Origin of the sequence: Pseudomonas sp. S5F11, from assembly GCF_019641515.1 — a bacterium.
GTDB classification, from domain to species: Bacteria; Pseudomonadota; Gammaproteobacteria; order Pseudomonadales; family Pseudomonadaceae; genus Aquipseudomonas; species Aquipseudomonas rhodesiae.
Window position 1 is genome coordinate 2,727,951 of sequence record NZ_JAIFJZ010000001.1, and the last position, 19,852, is coordinate 2,747,802.

Genomic DNA, 19,852 nt, shown 5'->3' on the forward strand with positions numbered 1-19,852 from the left:
CGCCGATAAGTCATCCATACGCCCTGCATAACAGCCCTACCCCAGACGGTTTCGTAGCGCCGCCACGACGCTGTAGGTTTGCGCCTTGACCCGACCGGAGGGGTCTTGCAGCGTCATGAGGACGCGCACGCTGCGAATCAACGCCACGTCGGCAGGGCTTGCGTCGTAGCGCACCACCTGTGCCGATACGGCATTGGCGGCAACGCCGAAACTGATGTCGAACGCCTGAACGTTATCCACCAGTACTGCTTTGGCCGGTGCGGCCGGCGTGCTGATCTTCAACTGGCCGTTCTCGAAGGTGTAAGTGAGTTGGCGAATCGCAAATCGAATCTGCCCAGGGCCGGGCGCAGGCGAGAGGCCGGTGTAGGCCTGGGCGGCACCTGTGCAGTCAGACAATACTGTCCAATCGGGCCTGCCACTCCCTTCGCCGATGCTGGCGGTAACTAATGTCAGTGACTTCGAATCAGTGCCGGCGCTCCAACTGATCGGCCGTTCGAATGCCGGCGGTGCCTGTTCGATATGAGCGGTAGCCAGGCAGCCGAACATGCCGGCTTGACGAATATCCTGGATCATCTTGCCAAGCGCGAACCGCGCGTCGTCCTGCAACAGCATGGCGGCCTGCTGGCTCGCGTGGGTCGTTCGGGAACTGATCGCCACCTGACTGACCCCGAGCACCAGCATCAGCCCCAAGGTCAGGGCCACCAGCAACTCCACCAGGGTAAAACCTCGCGACCTTCGGTTCATTGTGCACCCTCCGGATCGCTGTCGATGCGAGTGGTCAGGGTGACCGTTTCGCGCGCACCAACCGCGCCGGCACCGCGGCTGTCATCCCAACTGATACTCACGGTGACCTCATTGGCACTGATCGCCACCGAGCCTTTGGCGCTCTCCCCGGCGAAGCTCAGAATATTGGCCTCAAAATCATGCAGGTCCAGGTCGCGCACGCTGGCACCCGCGGTGCTGGCCGGAGCGCGCTCGGAGCGGCTCCATGCGTAATCGGCGCCGGCATTGGCGCGGATTCGGTCAAGCATGTCGTAAGCGATAAAGCTGGCCTGACTGCTCATCCTCGAACTGTCCGTGGACTTAAGCGCGTTGAGTTGGATCACCGCCGCGCCCAGCAAGCCCACGGCGAGAATCAGTACCGCCACCAACACTTCGATAAGGGTCGTGCCGGTTTGTCGTCGAGATAAAGCAGGTGCAAAAAAAATGTTCGGGCGAGCAAGCATCACCGTCGTCATCCGTGTCGAGGGCCGAAAAGAGCAGACAAAAGCTGCTGTGCGACCCAAGACTAGCGTCGGTTTTTTGCCCGCGCTGTCCCCGGAACAAAGGGAAATACTTTGGACATAAAGGCCATCATCCGAGGCCAAGATCCAGCCGCTATACCTTTGGCTGCACCTGAAATATCTACCGCGTCCACGGAGGGACAACCTATGCAACAACGAGGTTTCACCCTGATCGAACTGCTGCTGGGGCTGATCGTCAGCGGCATCCTGGCCCATCTCACAGCGCCCGGACTCAAGACGTTGCTGGAGTCACAACAGCAACAAAGCGCCGCGCAATCCCTGGCGAGTGGGCTGCGTTTCGCACGCACCGAGGCCATCGCGCGAAACCGGGCGGTGGTCGTTCATGCGTTGAACAATGATTGGAGTCACGGCTGGCGCGTGATTGTGGATGTCAGCGGGCGTGGCCCTCTGGATGAGGACAATCCGGTGCTGCTGGAGCGACAGGACTCCGGACGGGTAGCCATCGTCGGTAACGGGCCGGTGAAGAGCCAGGTACGGTTCAGCGGGATGGGCGAGCCGGTATTTTCCGGCGGAGGGTTCCGCGCAGGGACATTACATGTATGTGGCACGGACCAGACACAGAGCCTACACCAAGTGGTGCTGGCCCCCAGCGGCCGTATCAGCCTGCGCAGCGACAGCGTCGAGCAGGCGTTGTGCCGGAGTTATTCCGGCACCCTGGCACTCAGAGCAGCGAACGTACCCGCAGCTCCTTGGGCATGGAGAAAGTGATGTTCTCCTCGCGCCCAGCCAACTCATCGGCGCCGGTCGCGCCCCATTCGTGCAACTGCTGGATGACGCCGCGCACCAGCACTTCCGGCGCCGAGGCGCCTGCGGTGATACCGATACGCTCGACGCCATCGAACCAACTGCGCTGCATGTCTTCGGCACCATCGATCAGGTACGCGGGCGTCGCCATGCGCTCGGCCAACTCGCGCAGACGATTGGAGTTGGAGCTGTTCGGGCTGCCGACCACCAAGACCACGTCGCATTCATCGGCCAGTTGCTTGACCGCATCCTGGCGATTTTGCGTGGCGTAGCAGATGTCATCCTTACGCGGCCCGCCGATCGCTGGAAAGCGCGTGCGCAAGGCATCGATGACACGACTGGTGTCGTCCATGGATAAAGTGGTCTGGGTCACGAATGCCAAGCGTTCCGGGTTGCGCACTTGCAGATTGGCGACGTCTTTTTCGTCCTCAACCAGGTAGATGGCGCCGCCGTTGCTGGCGTCGTACTGGCCCATGGTGCCTTCGACTTCCGGGTGGCCGGCATGACCGATCAGGATGCACTCGCGGCCGTCGCGGCTATAGCGCGCAACCTCAATATGGACTTTGGTGACCAATGGGCACGTTGCATCGAAGACTTTCAGTCCACGACCTGCCGCTTCGCTACGCACGGCCTGGGAAACCCCGTGAGCACTGAAAATAACGATAACGTCGTCCGGCACTTGGTCGAGTTCCTCGACAAAGATGGCACCGCGCGCGCGCAGGTCTTCGACTACGAACTTGTTATGCACCACTTCATGGCGCACATAGATCGGTGGCCCGAAGACTTCGAGAGCGCGGTTGACGATTTCGATCGCCCGATCCACACCGGCACAGAAGCCACGGGGGTTGGCGAGTTTGATTTGCATGCTGTGCCTCGTGCCTGGCGTTTGGGTCAGAGTTGATGCTGCTGAACTGACAATTGAGGTCAGAGGTGGGAGGGAGATTGCTCCCTCACACATTCTAGATCGGGGCGTTGATCAAAGAGCTTTAACGTCGATGATTTCCACATCAAACGTCAAGGTTTTACCGGCCAACGGGTGATTGAAGTCGATGGTCACTTGCGCGTCATCGAACGCCTTGACGACCCCTGGCAGTTCTGTATTAGCCGCATCGTTGAAAATCACCAGCAGGCCTTCAGACAGCTCCATGTCCTGGAACTGCGAACGCGGGATGATCTGCACATTCTGCGGATTGGGCTGGCCAAACGCATTTTCCGGCTGGATCTGCAGGGTGCGCTTGTCGCCAGCCTTGAAACCGAACAAGGCGGCCTCGAAACCCGGCAGCAGGTTGCCGTCGCCGACTTTGAAGGTGGCCGGGGCCTTATCGAACGTGCTGTCGACCGTGTCGCCGTTTTCCAGGCGCAGTGCGAAATGCAAAGTGACTTCCGTGTTCTGGCCGATGCGTTGCTCAGCCAATACCTGATCAGTCATTGACGGTCTCTCCGGTTTTCTTACTTTTAAACATATCCAGCGCCAACATGATTGCACCGACGGTGATCGCGCTGTCGGCAAAGTTGAATGCTGGGAAGTAATGACGGTTCTGCCAGTGCACCAGGATGAAGTCGATCACATGGCCCAGGGCAATGCGGTCGTACAGGTTACCCAACGCGCCGCCCAACACCAGGGCCAAGGCCACAGCCAGCCAGGTGTCATCGCGACCCAGGCGCTTGAGCCAGACCACCAGCACCGCGCTGACCACTACCGCGATCAGGGCAAACAGCCAACGCTGCCAACCGCCACTGTCGGCAAGGAAGCTGAACGCCGCACCGGTGTTGTAAGCCAGTGTCCAGCTGAAGTAGTCCGGGATCACCACGATTTGCTGGAACATTTCCAGGGAGCTTTCGAAGTGAGCCTTGCTGACCTGGTCGATGATCAGGACCAGCAAACTCAAGACAAGCCAGCCCAGACGTCCGAAACGGCCGGCGTTAGGCATAGTGGCGAACCTCACCGGCACCGCTGATGTTGTCGACGCAGCGACCGCAGATTTCAGGATGCTGAGGGTTCACACCGACATCTTCACGGCAGTGCCAGCAACGGGCGCACTTGGCGAACGCCGACTTAACCACTTTGAGCTTCAGGCCCGGCACTTCGGTCGCCACGGCATCCGCCGGTGCCTGGGCGAAAGGCGCCAGGGTCGCGGTGGATGTGATCAACACGAAGCGCAGCTCGTTGCTCAGTTTGGCCAGGTCGGCGGTCAGACCTTCCTCGGCAAACAGGGTAACTTCGGCTTGCAGGTTGCCACCGACTGCCTTGGCCGCGCGCTGAACCTCCAACTCCTTGTTCACCGCAGCCTTGACGGCCATCACACCTTCCCAATACTCGCGACCCAGCTCGAAGTCGGCCGGCAATTCGGTCAGGCCTTCGTACCAAGTGTTGAGCATTACGGACTCGTTACGCTCGCCTGGCAGGTACTCCCACAGTTCGTCGGCGGTGAAGGCCAGGATCGGTGCGATCCAGCGCACCAGCGCCTCGGAGATGTGGTACAGCGCGGTCTGCGCCGAACGGCGCGCCTTGCTGTTGGCGCCGATGGTGTACTGGCGGTCCTTGATGATGTCGAGATAGAAACCGCCCAACTCCTGCACACAGAAGTTGTGGATCTTCGAGTAGACGTTCCAGAAACGGTATTCGCCGTAGTGTTCCTGCAACTCGCGTTGCAGCAACAGGGTACGGTCCACGGCCCAACGGTCCAGGGCGAGCATGTCTTCGGCCGGCAGGATGTCGGTGGCCGGGTTGAAACCGCTCAGGTTCGACAGCAGGAAGCGTGCGGTATTACGGATACGGCGGTAGGCATCGGCGCTGCGCTGCAGGATCTGCTCCGACACGGCCATTTCGCCGGAATAGTCGGTAGAAGCCACCCACAGACGCATGATGTCGGCACCCAGGGTGTCGTTGACTTTCTGCGGCGCGATCACGTTGCCCAGGGACTTGGACATCTTGCGGCCGTTTTCGTCGACGGTGAAACCATGGGTCAGCAGTTCGCGGTAAGGCGCGTGGTCGTCGATGGCGCAACCGGTGAGCAGCGACGAGTGGAACCAGCCACGGTGTTGGTCTGAGCCTTCCAGGTACAGGTCGGCGCGCGGGCCGCTCTGGTGGCCCATCGGATGCGAGCCGCGCAATACGTGCCAGTGCGTGGTGCCCGAGTCGAACCAGACATCGAGTGTGTCGCTGATCTTGTCGTACAGCGGCGCTTCGTCGCCCAGCAGCTCGGCGGCGTCCAGTTTGAACCAGGCTTCGATGCCTTCCTGTTCAACGCGCCGGGCCACTTCTTCCATCAGTTCGACGGTACGCGGGTGCAGCTCGCCGCTTTCCTTGTTGAGGAAGAACGGGATCGGCACGCCCCAGTTGCGCTGACGGGAGATGCACCAGTCCGGACGGTTGGCGATCATCGAGTGCAGGCGCGCCTGGCCCCAGGCCGGGATAAAGCCGGTGTCTTCGATGGCCTTGAGAGCACGATTGCGCAGGGTGTCACCGGCAACCGGTTGTTTGTCCATGCCGATAAACCACTGCGCGGTGGCGCGGTAGATCAGCGGGGTCTTGTGGCGCCAGCAGTGCATGTAGCTGTGCTGGATAGTCGCGGTCTGCATAAGCGCGCCAACTTCGCGCAGCTTGTCGATGATGGCCTTGTCAGCTTTAAAGATGAATTGGCCACCGAAGAACTCCAGCGACGGTACATAGACGCCGTTGCTTTGCACTGGATTGATGATGTCATCGTTGACCAGGCCGTACTTCTTGCAGATCACAAAGTCGTCGACGCCGTAGGCGGGCGAGCAGTGAACCACGCCCGTACCCGAGCCCAGCTCGACGTAATCGGCCAGGTACACCGGCGACAGACGGTCATAGAACGGATGACGGAAGTTGATCAATTCCAGCGCCGAACCTGTGGTGGTGGCGATCACCGAACCTTGCAACTCGTAGCGCGCCAGGCAGGCCTCGACCATTTCCTCGGCCAGTACCAGCAGGCGATCACCGACGTCCACCAGGGCGTAGGTGAATTCCGGGTGCACGTTCAACGCCTGGTTGGCGGGGATCGTCCACGGGGTGGTGGTCCAGATCACAATGGCAGCCGGCTTGGCCAGGCTGGCCAGGCCGAACGCATCGGCCAGCTTGGCCTCGTCGGCGATCGGGAAGGCTACGTCGATGGTCGAGGACTTCTTGTCCTCGTACTCGACTTCCGCTTCCGCCAAGGCCGAGCCGCAGTCGAAGCACCAGTTCACGGGCTTGAGGCCCTTGAACACGAAACCGCCCTTGACGATTTCGGCCAAGGCGCGGATTTCACCGGCCTCATTCTTGAAGTTCATGGTTTTGTACGGGTTGGCCCAGTCGCCCAACACGCCCAGGCGGATAAACTCGGACTTCTGCCCTTCGATCTGCTCGGTAGCGTACGCACGGCACAATTCGCGCGTCTTGTCGGCACCCAGGTTCTTGCCGTGGGTCACTTCGACTTTGTGTTCGATCGGCAGGCCGTGGCAGTCCCACCCTGGAACATAAGGTGCGTCGAAACCCGAAAGGGTTTTCGAACGGATGATCATGTCCTTGAGGATCTTGTTCAGCGCATGACCGATATGAATCGTGCCATTGGCATAAGGAGGGCCGTCGTGCAGGACGAATTTCGGACGATCCTTGCCAATTTCGCGCAACTTTCCGTACAGGCCAATACTGTCCCAGCGCTGCAGGATCTGCGGTTCGCGCTGTGGCAGGCCGGCCTTCATTGGGAAGGCGGTGTCCGGAAGGTTTAGCGTGGCTTTATAGTCGGTCATTTAAGGCTCTTCGGTTAGCGATGGGCGCTAGGTGCGGCTAGTGCACGGGCGGCGGCGACATCCGCATTGATCGCCGTTTTCAACGCCTCAAGCGAGGCGAAACGCTGCTCTTCACGCAGCTTCTGGTGGAAAACCACCGTCAAACGCCGGTCATACAGATCACCGGCAAAATCCAAAAGATGAACTTCCAGGTGGGCCTTGCCATCACCTGCAACCGTGGGCCTGACGCCTATGTTGGCGACTCCGGACCACGATTGACCGTCGATGTCGACGCTGACCAGATAAACCCCGGTCAGCGGCACACGGCGGCGCTTAAGTTGCACGTTGGCGGTCGGCGTGCCCAATTGGCGCGCCAGCTTCTGGCCGTGCAGTACCCGCCCGGCGATGCGGAACGGGCGACCGAGCAAACGCTCGGCCAACGCGAAGTCGGCAGCGGCCAAGGCATTACGCACCTGGGTGCTGCTCACGCGCAGGCCATCCAGTTCGACGGTTTGCGCAGCTTCAACGGTAAACCCCTGGCTGACGCCGGCCTGTTGCAGAAACTCGAAATCGCCGACGCGATCGCAGCCGAAACGGAAGTCGTCACCGACCTCCAGGTGCTGTACACCCAGGCCATCGACCAGGATACGGTCGACGAACTCGGCGGCACTGAGGCTTTGCAAACGCTGGTTGAAGGCCAGGCAGAGGACGCGGTCCACACCTTCTTCGGCCAGCAATTGCAGTTTATCGCGCAGGCGTGCCAGGCGAGCTGGCGCGGTCTCAGGGGAGAAAAACTCCCGCGGCTGGGGCTCAAAAATCACCACGCAGCTGGGCACGCCCAACTCGACCGCACGCTCGCGCAGCCTGGCCAGGATAGCCTGGTGGCCACGGTGAACACCGTCAAAGTTGCCAATAGTGGCGACGCAGCCCCGATGCTGGGGGCGCAGGTTGTGGAGACCTCGAACCAGCTGCATAACGCGCTTCTTGCTCATAAAGTGGTCGATTATAACCACACACTGCCCCGGACGACAGGCAACAGCGCAGGCCAAATGGGTCGAATCGATAAAACACCGGTTTTATCGCGGCAAACTCTCTAATTCAGTGACTTGCGATTGAAATCCCGCAGCCGGAATCCTTGCAGCAGCAACATTCCGAAGTACACCACCACACCAGCGATCACCAGTACACCCAGTCGCATAAAGCGCTCCAGCATATGGCCCTGATCCCAGGCGGGCATTATGTGCATCAAGCCAAGCAGCACGGCGGACATCGCCCCTACCGCCACCAGCAATTTGATCGCGAATATCCCCCAGCCCGGTTGCGGCTGAAACATCTGCTGCTTGCGCAGTTGATAGAACAGCAGGCCGGCATTGATGCAGGCGCCGGCACTGATTGCCAAGGCCAAGCCGGCATGGGCCAGCGGGCCGATAAACAGCAAGTTGAGCAGTTGCGTGACGATCAGGGTGAAGATTGCGATTTTCACCGGCGTGCGGATGTTCTGCTGAGCATAGAAGCCCGGCGCCAGCACTTTGATCACGATGATGCCGAGCAGGCCGACGGAGTAGGCGATCAGCGCGTGTTGGGTCATCTGCGCGTCATGGGCGTCGAACTGACCATATTGGAACAACGAGACCGTCAACGGCTCGGCCAGAATCCCCAGCGCCAGTGAACAGGGCAGCACCAGCACAAAGCACAGGCGCAGGCCCCAATCGAGAATGCGCGAATACTCCTGGCGATCCTTACTGGCGTAGGTGCGCGCCAGGGTCGGCAGCAAGATCGTGCCGAGCGCCACCCCCAGCACCCCGGAAGGCAATTCCATCAGGCGGTCGGCGTAGTACATCCACGACACCGAGCCGGACACCAGCAGGGAGGCGAACGCAGTATTGATGATCAGCGAGATCTGACTGACCGATACACCAAGGATCGCCGGCAACATATTGCGCATGACACGCCAAACACCGGTGTCCTTGAGGTTCAGGCGCGGCAGTACCAGCATGCCGATCTTCTTCAAATGCGGCAGTTGGTAAAGCAATTGCGCCAGGCCGCCGGCCAGCACCGCCCAGCCCAGCGCCATCACCGGCGGATCGAAGTACGGCGTGAGGAACAGCGCAAAGATGATCATGCTCACGTTCAGCAGGGTCGGCACGAAGGCCGGCACCGAGAAACGGTTCCAGGTATTGAGGATCGCCCCGGCCAGGGACGACAGGGAGATCAGCAATATATAAGGAAAGGTCACGCGCAACAGGTCGGTGGTCAGCGCAAATTTTTCCGGGGTATTGGCAAAGCCGGGCGCCGTGGCCCAGATCACCCAGGGAGCGGCCAGCATGCCCAGGGCAGTCACCAGCATCAGTACCAGGGTGAGCAGCCCGGAAACATAGGCGATAAAGGTACGCGTCGCTTCTTCGCCCTGCTGGGTCTTGTACTCCGCAAGAATCGGCACGAACGCCTGTGAAAAGGCGCCCTCGGCGAAGATACGCCGCAGCAGGTTGGGCAATTTGAAGGCGATAAAGAAGGCATCCGTGGCCATACTGGCGCCAAAGATGCGCGCTAGCAGGGTGTCACGCACAAACCCCAGAACCCGGGAAATCATCGTGATAGAGCTGACGGCGGCCAGCGATTTGAGCAGATTCATCGAAAGAGTTTGCGCCTATAGATAAAGAGCAGGCGAACTGTGCGCCTACTTATGCGATACTGCGCGCCTGCAACAGCACAGAGCCAAAGCTCGCGAGTTTACAGGTCAAGCGCCGGAAATAAATCACCCGCCTCTTCAGATCGACCGCTCAGCAGTTCGCATCAGCCGCCCTTGACAACCCATCAAGTCATCGGCATGATTCGCGGCCTATTTTGTTTGCTATTTCCTAAAAAGTCTTTCGAGGAGCTCGACGGTGGCCAACACACCTTCCGCCAAAAAACGTGCAAAACAGGCTGAGAAGCGTCGCAGCCACAACGCCAGCCTGCGTTCCATGGTTCGTACCTACATCAAGAATGTAGTTAAAGCCATCGACACCAAAGACGCTGAAAAAGCTCAAGCTGCTTACGTTCTGGCTGTGCCAGTTATCGACCGTATGGCCGATAAAGGCATCATCCACAAGAACAAGGCCGCTCGTCATAAGAGCCGCCTGAATGGCCACATCAAGGCTCTGAGCGTTGCTGCAGCAGCCTAAGTGGTAACAACTGCAACGCAACCCAGGTTGCGTAACAGTTAAGAAATGCCCCGTACCGAAAGGTCCGGGGCATTTTTGTTGGGGCCTGAAAATCCCCCCCTGCGGGATGTGCGGCTTTTTTGTGGTGAGCGGGCTTGCCCCGCGCTGGGCTGCGCAGCAGCCCCAATACATTCAACGCGTTCCTCCAGACAGAACCCAATCTCAGGTTTTAGGGCCGCTTCGCGCCCCGGCGCGGGGCAAGCCCGCTCACCACAAAAAGCCCGCTCACCACTGGAAACCGGTCAACCAAAAAATGCAGGCAAAAAAACGCCCCGAACCAGTCGGGGCGTTTTTGCTACCACTTGATCAAAACATCAATCAATGGTGATGACCGCCTTCACCGTGGACGTGGCCGTGGGCCACTTCTTCCTGGGAAGCGTCGCGGATGGCAACGATCTTCACTTGGAAGTTCAGGCGCTGGCCAGCCAGGGGATGGTTGCCGTCGACGGTAACGTCGTCGCCGTCCAGGTCACGGATAGTAACGATCTGCATTTGGCCGTCCGGCGCCGAAGCGTGGAACTGCATGCCCACTTCCAACTCATCAACACCTTCGAACATGCTGCGGCTCAGGGTGCTGACCAGTTCGGCGGAATATTCGCCGTAGGCATCTTCAGGTTCCACGGCAACGGTCAGCTCATCACCAACTACTTTGCCTTCCAGGGCCTTTTCCAGGCCAGGAATGATGTTGCCTGCGCCATGCAGGTAGACCAGCGGCGCGCCGCCGGCTGAGCTGTCGATGACCTCACCAGCGTCGTTGGTGAGGGTATAGTCGATGGAGACAGCCTTGTTAGCGGCGATCGTCATGGGGCGAGACCTTTTGCATAAGAATGAAGAACGGACAAGTCTAAACAAGGATTTGCCCGAAAGCGAACAGAACCCGGACGGACGGGGCCGATCAACGGCATCCTACATCGTCGCGTTCCATCAGGACGACAGCGCGCACTGGGTGGCCGAGCTGTCCTGCGGCCACACCCAGCACCTGCGCCACCAGCCGCCTTGGCAATCCCGCGCCTGGGTACTGGACCCGCGGCAACGCAGTGAAAAAATAGGCCAGCGCTTTGCCTGCGGCTGGTGTGCGCAAGCCCACGAATAGCGATAACCTTGGCACCTGATTCCCGGCAGGCCCTCAGTCATAGAGCGCCACCGAAGCCATGCACCTCCAGAGAATTCGCATGCAGACTTTTTTTATCGCGCCCACCGATTTTGGTGTGGGTCTGACCTCCATCAGCCTCGGGCTGGTGCGCACCCTCGAACGAGCCGGGCTGAAAGTCGGCTTCTTCAAGCCAATTGCCCAGCCCCACCCCGGCGACACCGGCCCCGAGCGCTCCACCGAACTGGTGGCGCGTACCCACGGCCTCAAGCCGCCACAGCCGTTGGGCCTGGCCCACGTAGAGCGGATGCTCGGCGACGGCCAGCTCGATGAGCTGCTGGAAGAAATCATCACGCTGTATCAGCAGGCCGCCGTGGGCAAGGATGTGCTCATCGTCGAGGGCATGGTGCCGACCCGTAGCGCCAGCTATGCCGCACGGGTCAACCTGCACCTGGCCAAGAGCCTTGATGCGGAAGTGATCCTGGTGTCCGCCCCGGAAAACGAAGTGCTCACCGAGCTGTCCGGCCGCGTGGAGTTGCAGGCGCAACTGTTCGGCGGGCCGAAAGACCCGAAAGTGCTGGGGGTGATCCTCAACAAAGTACGCACCGAGGAAAGCATGGAGGCCTTCTCGGCACGCCTGAAAGAGCATTCGCCGTTGTTGCGCAGCGGTGATTTCCGTCTGCTGGGCTGCATTCCCTATCAGCCAGAACTTAACGCGCCACGTACCCGCGACGTCGCCGACCTGATGGGTGCGCAGATCCTCAACGCCGGCGATTACGAAACCCGGCGCATGACTCGCATCATCATCTGCGCCCGCACCATGCGTAACACCGTGGAACTGCTCAAGCCCGGCGTGTTGGTGGTGACCCCCGGCGACCGCGACGACATTATCCTGGCCGTCAGCCTAGCCGCCATCAACGGCGTACCCCTGGCCGGGTTGCTGCTGACCAGCGACACCCTGCCCGACCCGCGCATCATGGACCTGTGCCGCGGCGCCTTCCAGGCCGGGCTGCCGGTGCTGTCGGTGAGTACCGGCTCCTACGAAACCGCCAACCTGCTCAACAACCTGAACAAGGAAATCCCCATCGATGACCGCGAGCGCGCCGAGATCATTACCGATTTCGTCGCCAGCCATCTCGATGCGCGTTGGCTGCACCAACGCTGCGGCACGCCGCGGGAGATGCGCCTGTCGCCGGCGGTGTTCCGCTACCAATTGATCCAGCGCGCCCAGGCCGCCAACAAGCGCATCGTTTTGCCCGAAGGCAGCGAGCCGCTGACCGTACAGGCCGCCGCTATCTGCCAGGCCCGAGGCATTGCGCGCTGCGTGCTGTTGGCCAAACCGGCGGATGTGGAAGCCGTGGCCCGCGCCCAAGGCATCGAGCTGCCCGAAGGGCTGGAGATTCTCGACCCGGACCTGATCCGCGAGCGGTATGTCGAACCCATGGTGGCGCTGCGCAAGAGCAAGAGCCTCAATGCGCCAATGGCCGAGCAGCAATTGGAAGACACCGTGGTGATAGCCACCATGATGCTGGCCCTGGATGAAGTCGACGGGCTGGTGTCCGGCGTCATCCACTCCACCGCCAATACCATCCGCCCGGCCTTGCAACTGATTAAAACCGCACCAGGTTGCACGCTGGTGTCGTCGGTGTTCTTCATGCTGTTTCCCGAGCAGGTGTTGGTGTACGGCGACTGTGTGATGAACCCGCACCCGAGCGCCGCCGAACTGGCGGAAATCGCCCTGCAGAGCGCCGACTCGGCGCAGGCGTTCGGCATCACGCCACGGGTGGCGATGATCAGTTACTCCAGCGGCGATTCGGCCAGCGGCGAAGAAGTCGAGAAAGTCCGCGAAGCCACGCTGCTCGCCCACGAGCAACAGAGTTCACTGCTGATCGACGGCCCGCTGCAATACGACGCCGCCGCCAACGAAACCGTGGCCCGCCAACTGGCGCCCAACAGCCCGGTCGCTGGCAAGGCTACGGTGTTTGTATTCCCGGACCTGAACACCGGCAACACCACCCACAAAGCGGTGCAGCGCAGCGCCGACTGCGTCAGCCTGGGGCCAATGCTTCAGGGCCTGCGCAAACCGGTCAACGACCTGCCGCGCGGCGCCCAGGTCGACGACATCGTGTACACCATCGCGCTGACCGCGATCCAAGCCGCCAATCGACCTATGGATATCTAAATGCTGGATTTTCTACCTGCCGCCGTACGCGGGGTGATCGCCTCGCTGTTGCTGGCGCTGAACACCATCCTGTTGTGTTCGTTCCTGTTTGTCGTGGCGCTGTTCAAGGCCCTGCCCTTCGCCAAGGGGTTCAGCGAGTGGCTGATGAACCATACCCATGAGGCCTGGGTGACCAACAACAAGGGCTGGATGAACCTGGTTCAGCGCACGCGCTGGCATGTGAAGGGCCTTGAAGGCCTGGATTATCAGCATTCCTATCTGGTGACCAGCAACCACCAGAGCTGGGTCGACATCATGGTGCTGCAATACGTGCTCAATCGTCGGATTCGCCCGCTGAAGTTCTTCCTCAAACAGGAACTGATCTGGGTGCCGGTGATTGGACTGGCATGGTGGGCCCTGGGGTTTCCATTCATGAAGCGTTACACCAAGGCCTACCTGGAAAAACACCCGGAGAAGAAAGGCAAGGATCTGGAAACCACTCGCAAGACCTGTGCGAAATTTCGCGACAACCCGGTGGGCATCTTCAACTTCGCCGAGGGCACGCGGTTTACGCCGGCCAAACACGCACAGCAGAACTCGCCGTTTCGCTACCTGCTCAAACCCAAGGCCGGCGGTATCGCGTTTGTACTGGATGCCATGGGCGAGCAATTGAAGTCACTGGTGAACGTGACCATCCACTACCCCGCCGGGCGCCCTGGGTACTGGGACTTGCTATGCGGGAAGGTGAAGGACGTGGTGGTGCAGTTTGACGAGGTGCAGATCCCGGTCGAGTTTATCGGCAGGAATTATGAGCAGGATGGGGAGTATCGGCTGGCGTTCCAGGGGTGGATCAATCAGCTGTGGGAAGAGAAGGATGCGTTACTGGACAAGCTACATAAAGACTTCCCAGACAAACGATAATCAAAAGGTGGGAGAGGGCTTGCCCTCGATAGCAGTGCGTCAGTCAGTACATCTGTCACTGGTGCATCGCTATCGGGGGCAAGCCCCCTCCCACATTTGATTGCGCGAAGCTTAGATCGCGCCGCGCTGGCGCAACAGCTCCAGCACTTGCTTGACGCTCTCTTCCAGCGATAGGGCCTGGGTGTCGATTACCAGATCGGCGTTCAACGGCACGTCGTACGGGAAGGATTCGCCCGGGATGTTATCCCCACCGGCGGCGTACAGACCTTGCGGGTCACGCTCGGCGCATACCAGCGGCGATGCTTGCACGTAGACCGTCAACAGGCGATCGCTGCCAATCAGCGCCTTGGCCTGCTCGCGACCCTCGGCATCCGGTGCGACGAACGCGGCCAGGGTCAGCAGGCCGGCTTCGTTGAACTGACGCGCAACGTGAGCCGCGCGCCGCCAGTTTTCAGTACGCCCGGCGCGATCCTGCGGCAGCCCTTTGTTGAGGTCGTGACGCAGGTTTTGACCATCCAGCACGAACACCGCGCGGCCCATATCGAACAGCTTGCGCTCGACCGCATAGGCCAGGGTGCTCTTACCGGCGCCCGACAAACCGCTGAACAACACGGTAGCCGGTTGCTGGCCGAAGCGTATGGCGCGCTCTTCGGTTGCCACATGGGCCAACTTGCCGTGGTGCGACGCACTGCCATGGCTGACCGGCGGCGCGATGATCATGCCGGCCGCCACGGTGCCATTGGTCAGGCGATCGATGACGATAAAGGCGCCGGTGGTGCGGTTGCTGTCGTAACCGTCCAGCGCGATGGCGGCGTCGAGGCTGACCTTGACCCGGCCGATCTCATTCAACTGCAACGAACTCGCCGGGCCTTCGGCCAGGGTGTTCACGTCCACGCGGTGCACGATGCTGGTGATGGAACCGGGCACATAGCTGGTGGCGCGCTTGATGTCGTATTTTTTACCCGGCAGCATCGGCTCCTCGGCCATCCACACCAGCATGGCGTCGAACGCGTCGGCCACTTGCGGCACGTTATCGGCATGCACCAGCAGGTCGCCACGGGAGATATCGATTTCGTCTTCCATGGTCAGGGTCACAGCCTGGCCTGGGCCGGCGTGTTCCAGCTCACCTTCAAACGTGACGATGGATTTGACGCGACTGCTCTTGCCCGACGGCAGCACCACGACTTCGTCGCCCTTGTGCACGATGCCGCTGGCCAGGGTGCCGGCAAACCCACGGAAGTTAAGGTTCGGACGGTTGACGTACTGCACCGGGAAACGCAGGTCGGTGTAGTTGCGGTCGTTGGCGATCTCGACGGTTTCGAGGATCTCCATCAACGACTGGCCGGTGTACCAAGGCGAACGCTCGCTCTTGTTGACCACGTTGTCGCCCTTGAGCGCCGACATCGGCACGAACGCCATGGTGCTCGGCTTGAACGCGATGCCCTCGGCGAACTTCAGGTAATCGGCCTTGATCGCCTCGAACACGCTTTGGTCGAAGCCGTTGATGTCCATCTTGTTGACGGCAATCACGATGTGCTTGATGCCCAGCAACGAGGCGATATAGCTGTGGCGACGGGTCTGGGTCTGCACACCGTAGCGTGCGTCGATCAGGATGATCGCCAGGTCACAGGTGGACGCACCGGTGGCCATGTTGCGGGTGTACTGCTCATGGCCGGGTGTGTCGGCGATGATGAATTTGCGCTTGGCGGTGGAGAAGTAGCGGTAGGCCACATCAATGGTGATGCCCTGCTCACGCTCGGCCTGCAAGCCGTCGACCAGCAAGGCCAGGTCGATGTCGTCACCGGTGGTGCCGGACTTCTTCGAATCGCGGGTAATGGCTTCCAGGTGATCTTCGTAGATCATCTTGGAGTCGTGCAGCAGGCGCCCGATCAGGGTGCTCTTGCCGTCGTCGACGTTGCCACAGGTCAGGAAGCGCAACATTTCCTTGCGCTCGTGCTGGCCCAGGTAGGCGAGGATGTCCTCGCTGATCAAATCAGATTGATGGCTCATTGGGTTCAAGCTCCGAGCTGTAAGCTTCAAGCGGCAAGCTTGTCGGCGTACAGCTAGTCAGAAATTTTGTTGATCAGGCCGCAGAGCATTTTTGAGAGCTCGCGAGTTTCTGTAATCCAGTTTTCAGCCAGCGGGCGGGCGATGTAAGCAATGTCGCGACCGATGAGAATCTGTGTCCGTAACTCACCACAAGAAGCCTTCGCTATCCAAAGAAAACGCGCCTTTTCTTTAGCACTGCGACGCTCCATACCCTCAGCAATATTAGAGGGCACCGAAAGTGCAGAGCGAGTGATCTGGTCCTTAAAACCAAGATCCCTGCATTGCGCCAACTCCCGGTAGACTCCCACCGCTAAACATTTGCTTCTCTGCCAAACGACCAACTTCTCGAAGTCCATTACGAGTCACTCGATAGCGGCTCGCAACAACCGGCTGCAAGCACCAAACCGCCAAATTACGCATACCGCCTTTAACTTGCAGCTTGCCGCTTGTAACTCGAAACTTAAAAGTACCCCTGACGTTTTTTATCTTCCATAGAGCCGGCGCCATCATGGTCGATGACCCGGCCCTGGCGCTCGGAAGTTCGCGTCAGGAGCATTTCCTGAATGATGTCCGTCAGCGTCTCGGCTTCGGACTCCACCGCGCCCGTCAACGGGTAGCAGCCAAGGGTACGGAAACGTACTTTCTTTTTGACGATGCGGGCTTTGTCTTCGTCGGACAAATGTTCGAGGATGCGGTCGTCGTCGATCATGATCAACGTGCCGTTCTTCTCGATCACTTCACGTTCAGCAGCGAAGTACAGCGGCACGATCGGGATACCTTCCAGGTAGATGTACTGCCAGATGTCCAGCTCGGTCCAGTTGGACAGCGGGAACACGCGGATCGACTCGCCCTTGTTGACGTTGCCGTTGTAGACGTTCCACAGCTCCGGACGCTGGTTCTTCGGGTCCCAGCGGTGTTTGCTGTCGCGGAACGAGTACACACGCTCTTTGGCGCGGGATTTCTCTTCATCGCGACGGGCGCCGCCGAATGCTGCGTCGAAACCATGCTTGTCCAGAGCCTGTTTGAGGCCCTCGGTCTTCATGATGTCGGTGTGCTTGGCGCTGCCGTGGGTGAATGGGTTGATGCCCTGCGCCACACCGTCCGGGTTGACGTGGGTGATCAGGTCCAGGCCCAGTTCTTCGACCATCTTGTCGCGGAACTTGTACATCTCCTGGAATTTCCAGCGGGTGTCGACGTGCATCACCGGGAAGGGCAGCTTGCCCGGAAAAAACGCCTTGCGTGCCAGGTGCAGCATCACGGCAGAGTCTTTACCGATCGAGTAGAGCATCACCGGGTTGTCGAACTCGGCGGCGACCTCGCGGATGATGTGGATGCTTTCCGCCTCCAGCTGTTTCAGATGCGTCAGTTTGTCGACCATGGTTACTCACGGAAAAACGATCTTATGGACGGCCAGCGGGCCGTGTTCGAGCGAGGCATGCTAGCACAGCAACTTCTTCTATTTAGGGCGCCAGCTAGACCGAAACGATATATCAATATGCCGTCAGGTTTGTGTGAAAGCAGGCATCCCCTCCCCCATCCTGGTCAGCGTTGTGGTTCAGATCGGGTTGGGGCAATCGATGAATAGATGTTCCAGGGCAAAGCGCCGCGCCAGGTAATCGCCCAACGCCTGCACACCGTAGCGTTCGGTGGCGTGATGGCCGGCGGCGATGAAACTGATGTCGTTTTCGCGGGCGCTGTGAAAGGTCTGCTCGGAGGCTTCGCCGCTGAGGAACAGGTCGACACCCGCGGCAATCGCCTGGTCGATATAGCCCTGGCCGCCGCCGGTGCACCAGCCGACGCGCCGGATCATCTCGCTGCCTTCGATCAGCAAAGGCTCGCGGCCCATCACGTCCTGCACGCGGCGAGCGAAATCGCGGGGGGATAGCGGCTCGGCGAGGGAGCCCACCAGGCCGACGACCTTGAGGTTGTCCGGGTCCAGCGGGCCTTCGACGGTGATATCCAACTGGCGCGCCAGCTGCACGTTATTGCCGACGTCGGGGTGCAGGTCCAGCGGCAGGTGGTAGGCCAGCAGGCTAATGTCGTGCTTGAGCAGGGTTTTCAGACGACGCTGCTTCATGCCGGTGATGCACGGGTTTTCGCCTTTCCAGAAGTAACCGTGGTGCACCAGCACCAGGTCGGCCTGGGCTTCGACGGCGGCGTCCAGCAGCGCCTGGCTGGCGGTCACGCCGCTGACGATGCGCATCACCTGCGGACGACCCTCGACCTGTAGGCCATTGGGGCAGTAATCGGCAATTTTTGCACTGCCGAGGTAGCGGTCGGCTTCCTCGACGAGGGTGGTAAGGGGGACGGCCATGAAAGTCTCCTAAATATCCCGTTCAGAGGCGCGCTCAGCCTCGTATAATGCGCGACATTATGGGCGCTCCCCCGCCCCCTGCAACCTGTCAGGACTTACTTGATGCTCAAGGCGCTGCGTTTTTTTGGATGGCCATTGCTGGCCGGCGTGCTGATCGCGATGCTGATCATTCAGCGTTTCCCTCAGTGGGTGGGCTTACCCAGCCTTGATGTGAACCTGCAACAGGCCCCACAGACCACCACGGTGGTGCAAGGCCCGGTGACCTACGCCGACGCAGTGGTGATCGCCGCCCCGGCGGTGGTCAACCTGTACACCACCAAAGTCATCAACAAACCGGCGCATCCGCTGTTTGAAGACCCGCAATTCCGCCGCTATTTCGGTGACAACGGGCCCAAGCAGCGGCGCATGGAGTCCAGCCTGGGTTCCGGGGTGATCATGAGCCCTGAGGGCTACATCCTCACCAACAACCATGTGACCAGTGGCGCCGATCAGATTGTGGTGGCCCTGCGTGACGGCCGCGAAACCCTGGCCCGAGTGGTGGGCAGTGACCCGGAAACGGACCTGGCGGTGCTGAAGATCGACTTGAAGAACCTGCCGTCGATCACCCTCGGCCGTTCCGATGGCTTGCGCGTGGGCGATGTCGCACTGGCCATCGGCAACCCGTTCGGGGTTGGCCAGACGGTGACCATGGGCATCATCAGTGCCACCGGGCGTAACCAACTGGGTCTTAACAGCTACGAAGACTTTATCCAGACCGATGCCGCGATCAACCCGGGCAACTCCGGCGGCGCCCTGGTGGATGCCAATGGCAACCTGACCGGCATTAACACGGCGATTTTCTCCAAGTCCGGTGGTTCGCAAGGCATCGGATTTGCGATCCCGGTGAAGCTGGCGATGGAAGTGATGAAGTCGATCATCGAGCACGGCCAGGTAATTCGCGGCTGGCTGGGCATCGAAGTGCAACCGTTGACCAAAGAGCTGGCCGAATCGTTCGGCCTGACTGGGCGCCCAGGCATCGTGGTGGCGGGGATCTTCCGCGATGGCCCGGCGCAGAAGGCCGGCCTGCAATTGGGTGACGTGATTCTGAGCATCAACGGCGAACCGGCCGGCGACGGACGCAAGTCGATGAACCAAGTGGCGCGAATCAAACCGACGGATAAAGTCGCAATTCAGGTCATGCGCAATGGCAAAGAGATCAAGTTGTCAGCCGAGATCGGCCTGCGCCCACCGCCAGCCCCGGTAAAAGAAGAGGAATAACCGGCCGCCCCCAGGTGCCCGTTCGCGGGCGCTTGCCAGCTGACATCTCATAGCGATTCATTCTCATTAGGCATG

19 protein-coding genes are annotated in these 19,852 nt (G+C 60.3%); 6 read left to right on the forward strand and 13 right to left on the reverse strand.

The window, feature by feature from the left end; genetic code table 11:
• Nucleotides 1–36: 36 nt before the first annotated feature.
• Both K1567_RS12355 and pilV read right to left on the reverse strand, forming a co-directional pair.
• Nucleotides 37–744 carry a PilW family protein gene (locus K1567_RS12355; RefSeq protein ID WP_099313217.1) on the reverse strand — a complete coding sequence of 236 codons (708 nt, stop codon included), beginning with the start codon at nucleotides 742–744 and terminating at the stop codon, nucleotides 37–39.
• On the reverse strand, nucleotides 741–1,226 hold the full coding sequence (gene pilV / locus K1567_RS12360; protein WP_034111710.1) for a type IV pilus modification protein PilV: 486 nt from the start codon (nucleotides 1,224–1,226) through the stop codon (nucleotides 741–743). Before pilV ends, K1567_RS12355 begins: the two co-directional genes overlap by 4 nt.
• 204 nt (nucleotides 1,227–1,430) lie before the next feature.
• Between pilV and K1567_RS12365 the strand changes: the two genes are divergently transcribed.
• The gene (locus tag K1567_RS12365; protein WP_040267219.1) at nucleotides 1,431–2,012 is read left to right on the forward strand and encodes a GspH/FimT family protein; all 582 of its coding nucleotides are present in this window, start codon (nucleotides 1,431–1,433) and stop codon (nucleotides 2,010–2,012) included.
• On the opposite strand, the gene ispH is transcribed toward K1567_RS12365, so the two are convergent.
• The 6 genes from ispH to murJ form a co-directional block, all read right to left on the reverse strand.
• Nucleotides 1,966–2,913: a 4-hydroxy-3-methylbut-2-enyl diphosphate reductase gene (ispH, locus tag K1567_RS12370; protein ID WP_034095816.1), complete on the reverse strand. Its 948-nt coding sequence runs from the start codon at nucleotides 2,911–2,913 to the stop codon at nucleotides 1,966–1,968. The two genes, K1567_RS12365 and ispH, sit on opposite strands and share 47 nt — an antisense overlap.
• Before the next feature lie 111 nt (nucleotides 2,914–3,024).
• A complete protein-coding gene (gene fkpB / locus K1567_RS12375; protein ID WP_169868004.1) occupies nucleotides 3,025–3,462 on the reverse strand; it encodes an FKBP-type peptidyl-prolyl cis-trans isomerase in 438 nt (145 codons plus the stop codon).
• Nucleotides 3,463–3,469: 7 nt separating this feature from the next.
• On the reverse strand, nucleotides 3,470–3,979 hold the full coding sequence (gene lspA / locus K1567_RS12380; protein ID WP_034095814.1) for a signal peptidase II: 510 nt from the start codon (nucleotides 3,977–3,979) through the stop codon (nucleotides 3,470–3,472).
• Nucleotides 3,972–6,803, reverse strand: coding sequence for an isoleucine--tRNA ligase (gene ileS / locus K1567_RS12385; protein ID WP_220698534.1), 2,832 nt, complete (start codon nucleotides 6,801–6,803; stop codon nucleotides 3,972–3,974). Before ileS ends, lspA begins: the two co-directional genes overlap by 8 nt.
• 14 nt (nucleotides 6,804–6,817) lie before the next feature.
• Nucleotides 6,818–7,756, reverse strand: a complete 939-nt coding sequence (gene ribF / locus K1567_RS12390; protein WP_034095812.1) for a bifunctional riboflavin kinase/FAD synthetase — start codon at nucleotides 7,754–7,756, stop codon at nucleotides 6,818–6,820.
• Between the two features lie 119 nt (nucleotides 7,757–7,875).
• Entirely contained in the window at nucleotides 7,876–9,414 is a 1,539-nt protein-coding gene (gene murJ, locus K1567_RS12395; RefSeq protein WP_034111708.1) for a murein biosynthesis integral membrane protein MurJ, read from the reverse strand.
• 253 nt (nucleotides 9,415–9,667) lie between these two features.
• Here murJ and rpsT point away from each other — a divergent pair, with 253 nt between their 5' ends.
• Nucleotides 9,668–9,946 carry a 30S ribosomal protein S20 gene (gene rpsT, locus K1567_RS12400; protein ID WP_016976313.1) on the forward strand — a complete coding sequence of 93 codons (279 nt, stop codon included), beginning with the start codon at nucleotides 9,668–9,670 and terminating at the stop codon, nucleotides 9,944–9,946.
• A 357-nt stretch (nucleotides 9,947–10,303) separates the two neighbouring features.
• Here rpsT and K1567_RS12405 read toward each other — a convergent pair whose 3' ends face one another.
• On the reverse strand, nucleotides 10,304–10,789 hold the full coding sequence (locus K1567_RS12405; RefSeq protein ID WP_040267216.1) for a peptidylprolyl isomerase: 486 nt from the start codon (nucleotides 10,787–10,789) through the stop codon (nucleotides 10,304–10,306).
• On the opposite strand from K1567_RS12405, the gene K1567_RS12410 reads away from it, so the two are divergent.
• The 3 genes from K1567_RS12410 (at nucleotide 10,788) to K1567_RS12420 (ending at nucleotide 14,157) form a co-directional block, all read left to right on the forward strand.
• On the forward strand, nucleotides 10,788–11,078 hold the full coding sequence (locus tag K1567_RS12410) for a DUF3565 domain-containing protein (RefSeq protein WP_152331801.1): 291 nt from the start codon (nucleotides 10,788–10,790) through the stop codon (nucleotides 11,076–11,078). The genes K1567_RS12405 and K1567_RS12410 overlap by 2 nt on opposite strands.
• Nucleotides 11,079–11,157: 79 nt before the next feature.
• Nucleotides 11,158–13,257, forward strand: a complete 2,100-nt coding sequence (pta, locus tag K1567_RS12415; RefSeq protein ID WP_047881676.1) for a phosphate acetyltransferase — start codon at nucleotides 11,158–11,160, stop codon at nucleotides 13,255–13,257.
• Nucleotides 13,258–14,157 carry an acyltransferase gene (locus tag K1567_RS12420; protein WP_220698535.1) on the forward strand — a complete coding sequence of 300 codons (900 nt, stop codon included), beginning with the start codon at nucleotides 13,258–13,260 and terminating at the stop codon, nucleotides 14,155–14,157.
• A 111-nt stretch (nucleotides 14,158–14,268) separates the two neighbouring features.
• On the opposite strand, the gene cysN is transcribed toward K1567_RS12420, so the two are convergent.
• The 4 genes from cysN to K1567_RS12440 all read right to left on the reverse strand — a co-directional run bounded on the left by cysN (nucleotide 14,269) and on the right by K1567_RS12440 (nucleotide 18,520).
• Nucleotides 14,269–16,167 carry a sulfate adenylyltransferase subunit CysN gene (gene cysN, locus K1567_RS12425; RefSeq protein ID WP_040267214.1) on the reverse strand — a complete coding sequence of 633 codons (1,899 nt, stop codon included), beginning with the start codon at nucleotides 16,165–16,167 and terminating at the stop codon, nucleotides 14,269–14,271.
• Nucleotides 16,168–16,220: 53 nt separating this feature from the next.
• The gene (locus tag K1567_RS12430) at nucleotides 16,221–16,562 is read right to left on the reverse strand and encodes a four helix bundle protein (protein WP_167417770.1); all 342 of its coding nucleotides are present in this window, start codon (nucleotides 16,560–16,562) and stop codon (nucleotides 16,221–16,223) included.
• A 104-nt stretch (nucleotides 16,563–16,666) separates the two neighbouring features.
• Nucleotides 16,667–17,584, reverse strand: coding sequence for a sulfate adenylyltransferase subunit CysD (cysD, locus tag K1567_RS12435; protein WP_005784641.1), 918 nt, complete (start codon nucleotides 17,582–17,584; stop codon nucleotides 16,667–16,669).
• A gap of 177 nt (nucleotides 17,585–17,761) precedes the next feature.
• On the reverse strand, nucleotides 17,762–18,520 hold the full coding sequence (locus K1567_RS12440; RefSeq protein WP_034095806.1) for a Nif3-like dinuclear metal center hexameric protein: 759 nt from the start codon (nucleotides 18,518–18,520) through the stop codon (nucleotides 17,762–17,764).
• Nucleotides 18,521–18,622: 102 nt separating this feature from the next.
• On the opposite strand from K1567_RS12440, the gene algW reads away from it, so the two are divergent.
• Complete coding sequence (gene algW, locus K1567_RS12445; protein ID WP_034095805.1) at nucleotides 18,623–19,777, forward strand: Do family serine endopeptidase AlgW; 1,155 nt, start codon at nucleotides 18,623–18,625, stop codon at nucleotides 19,775–19,777.
• Nucleotides 19,778–19,852: the final 75 nt, after the last annotated feature.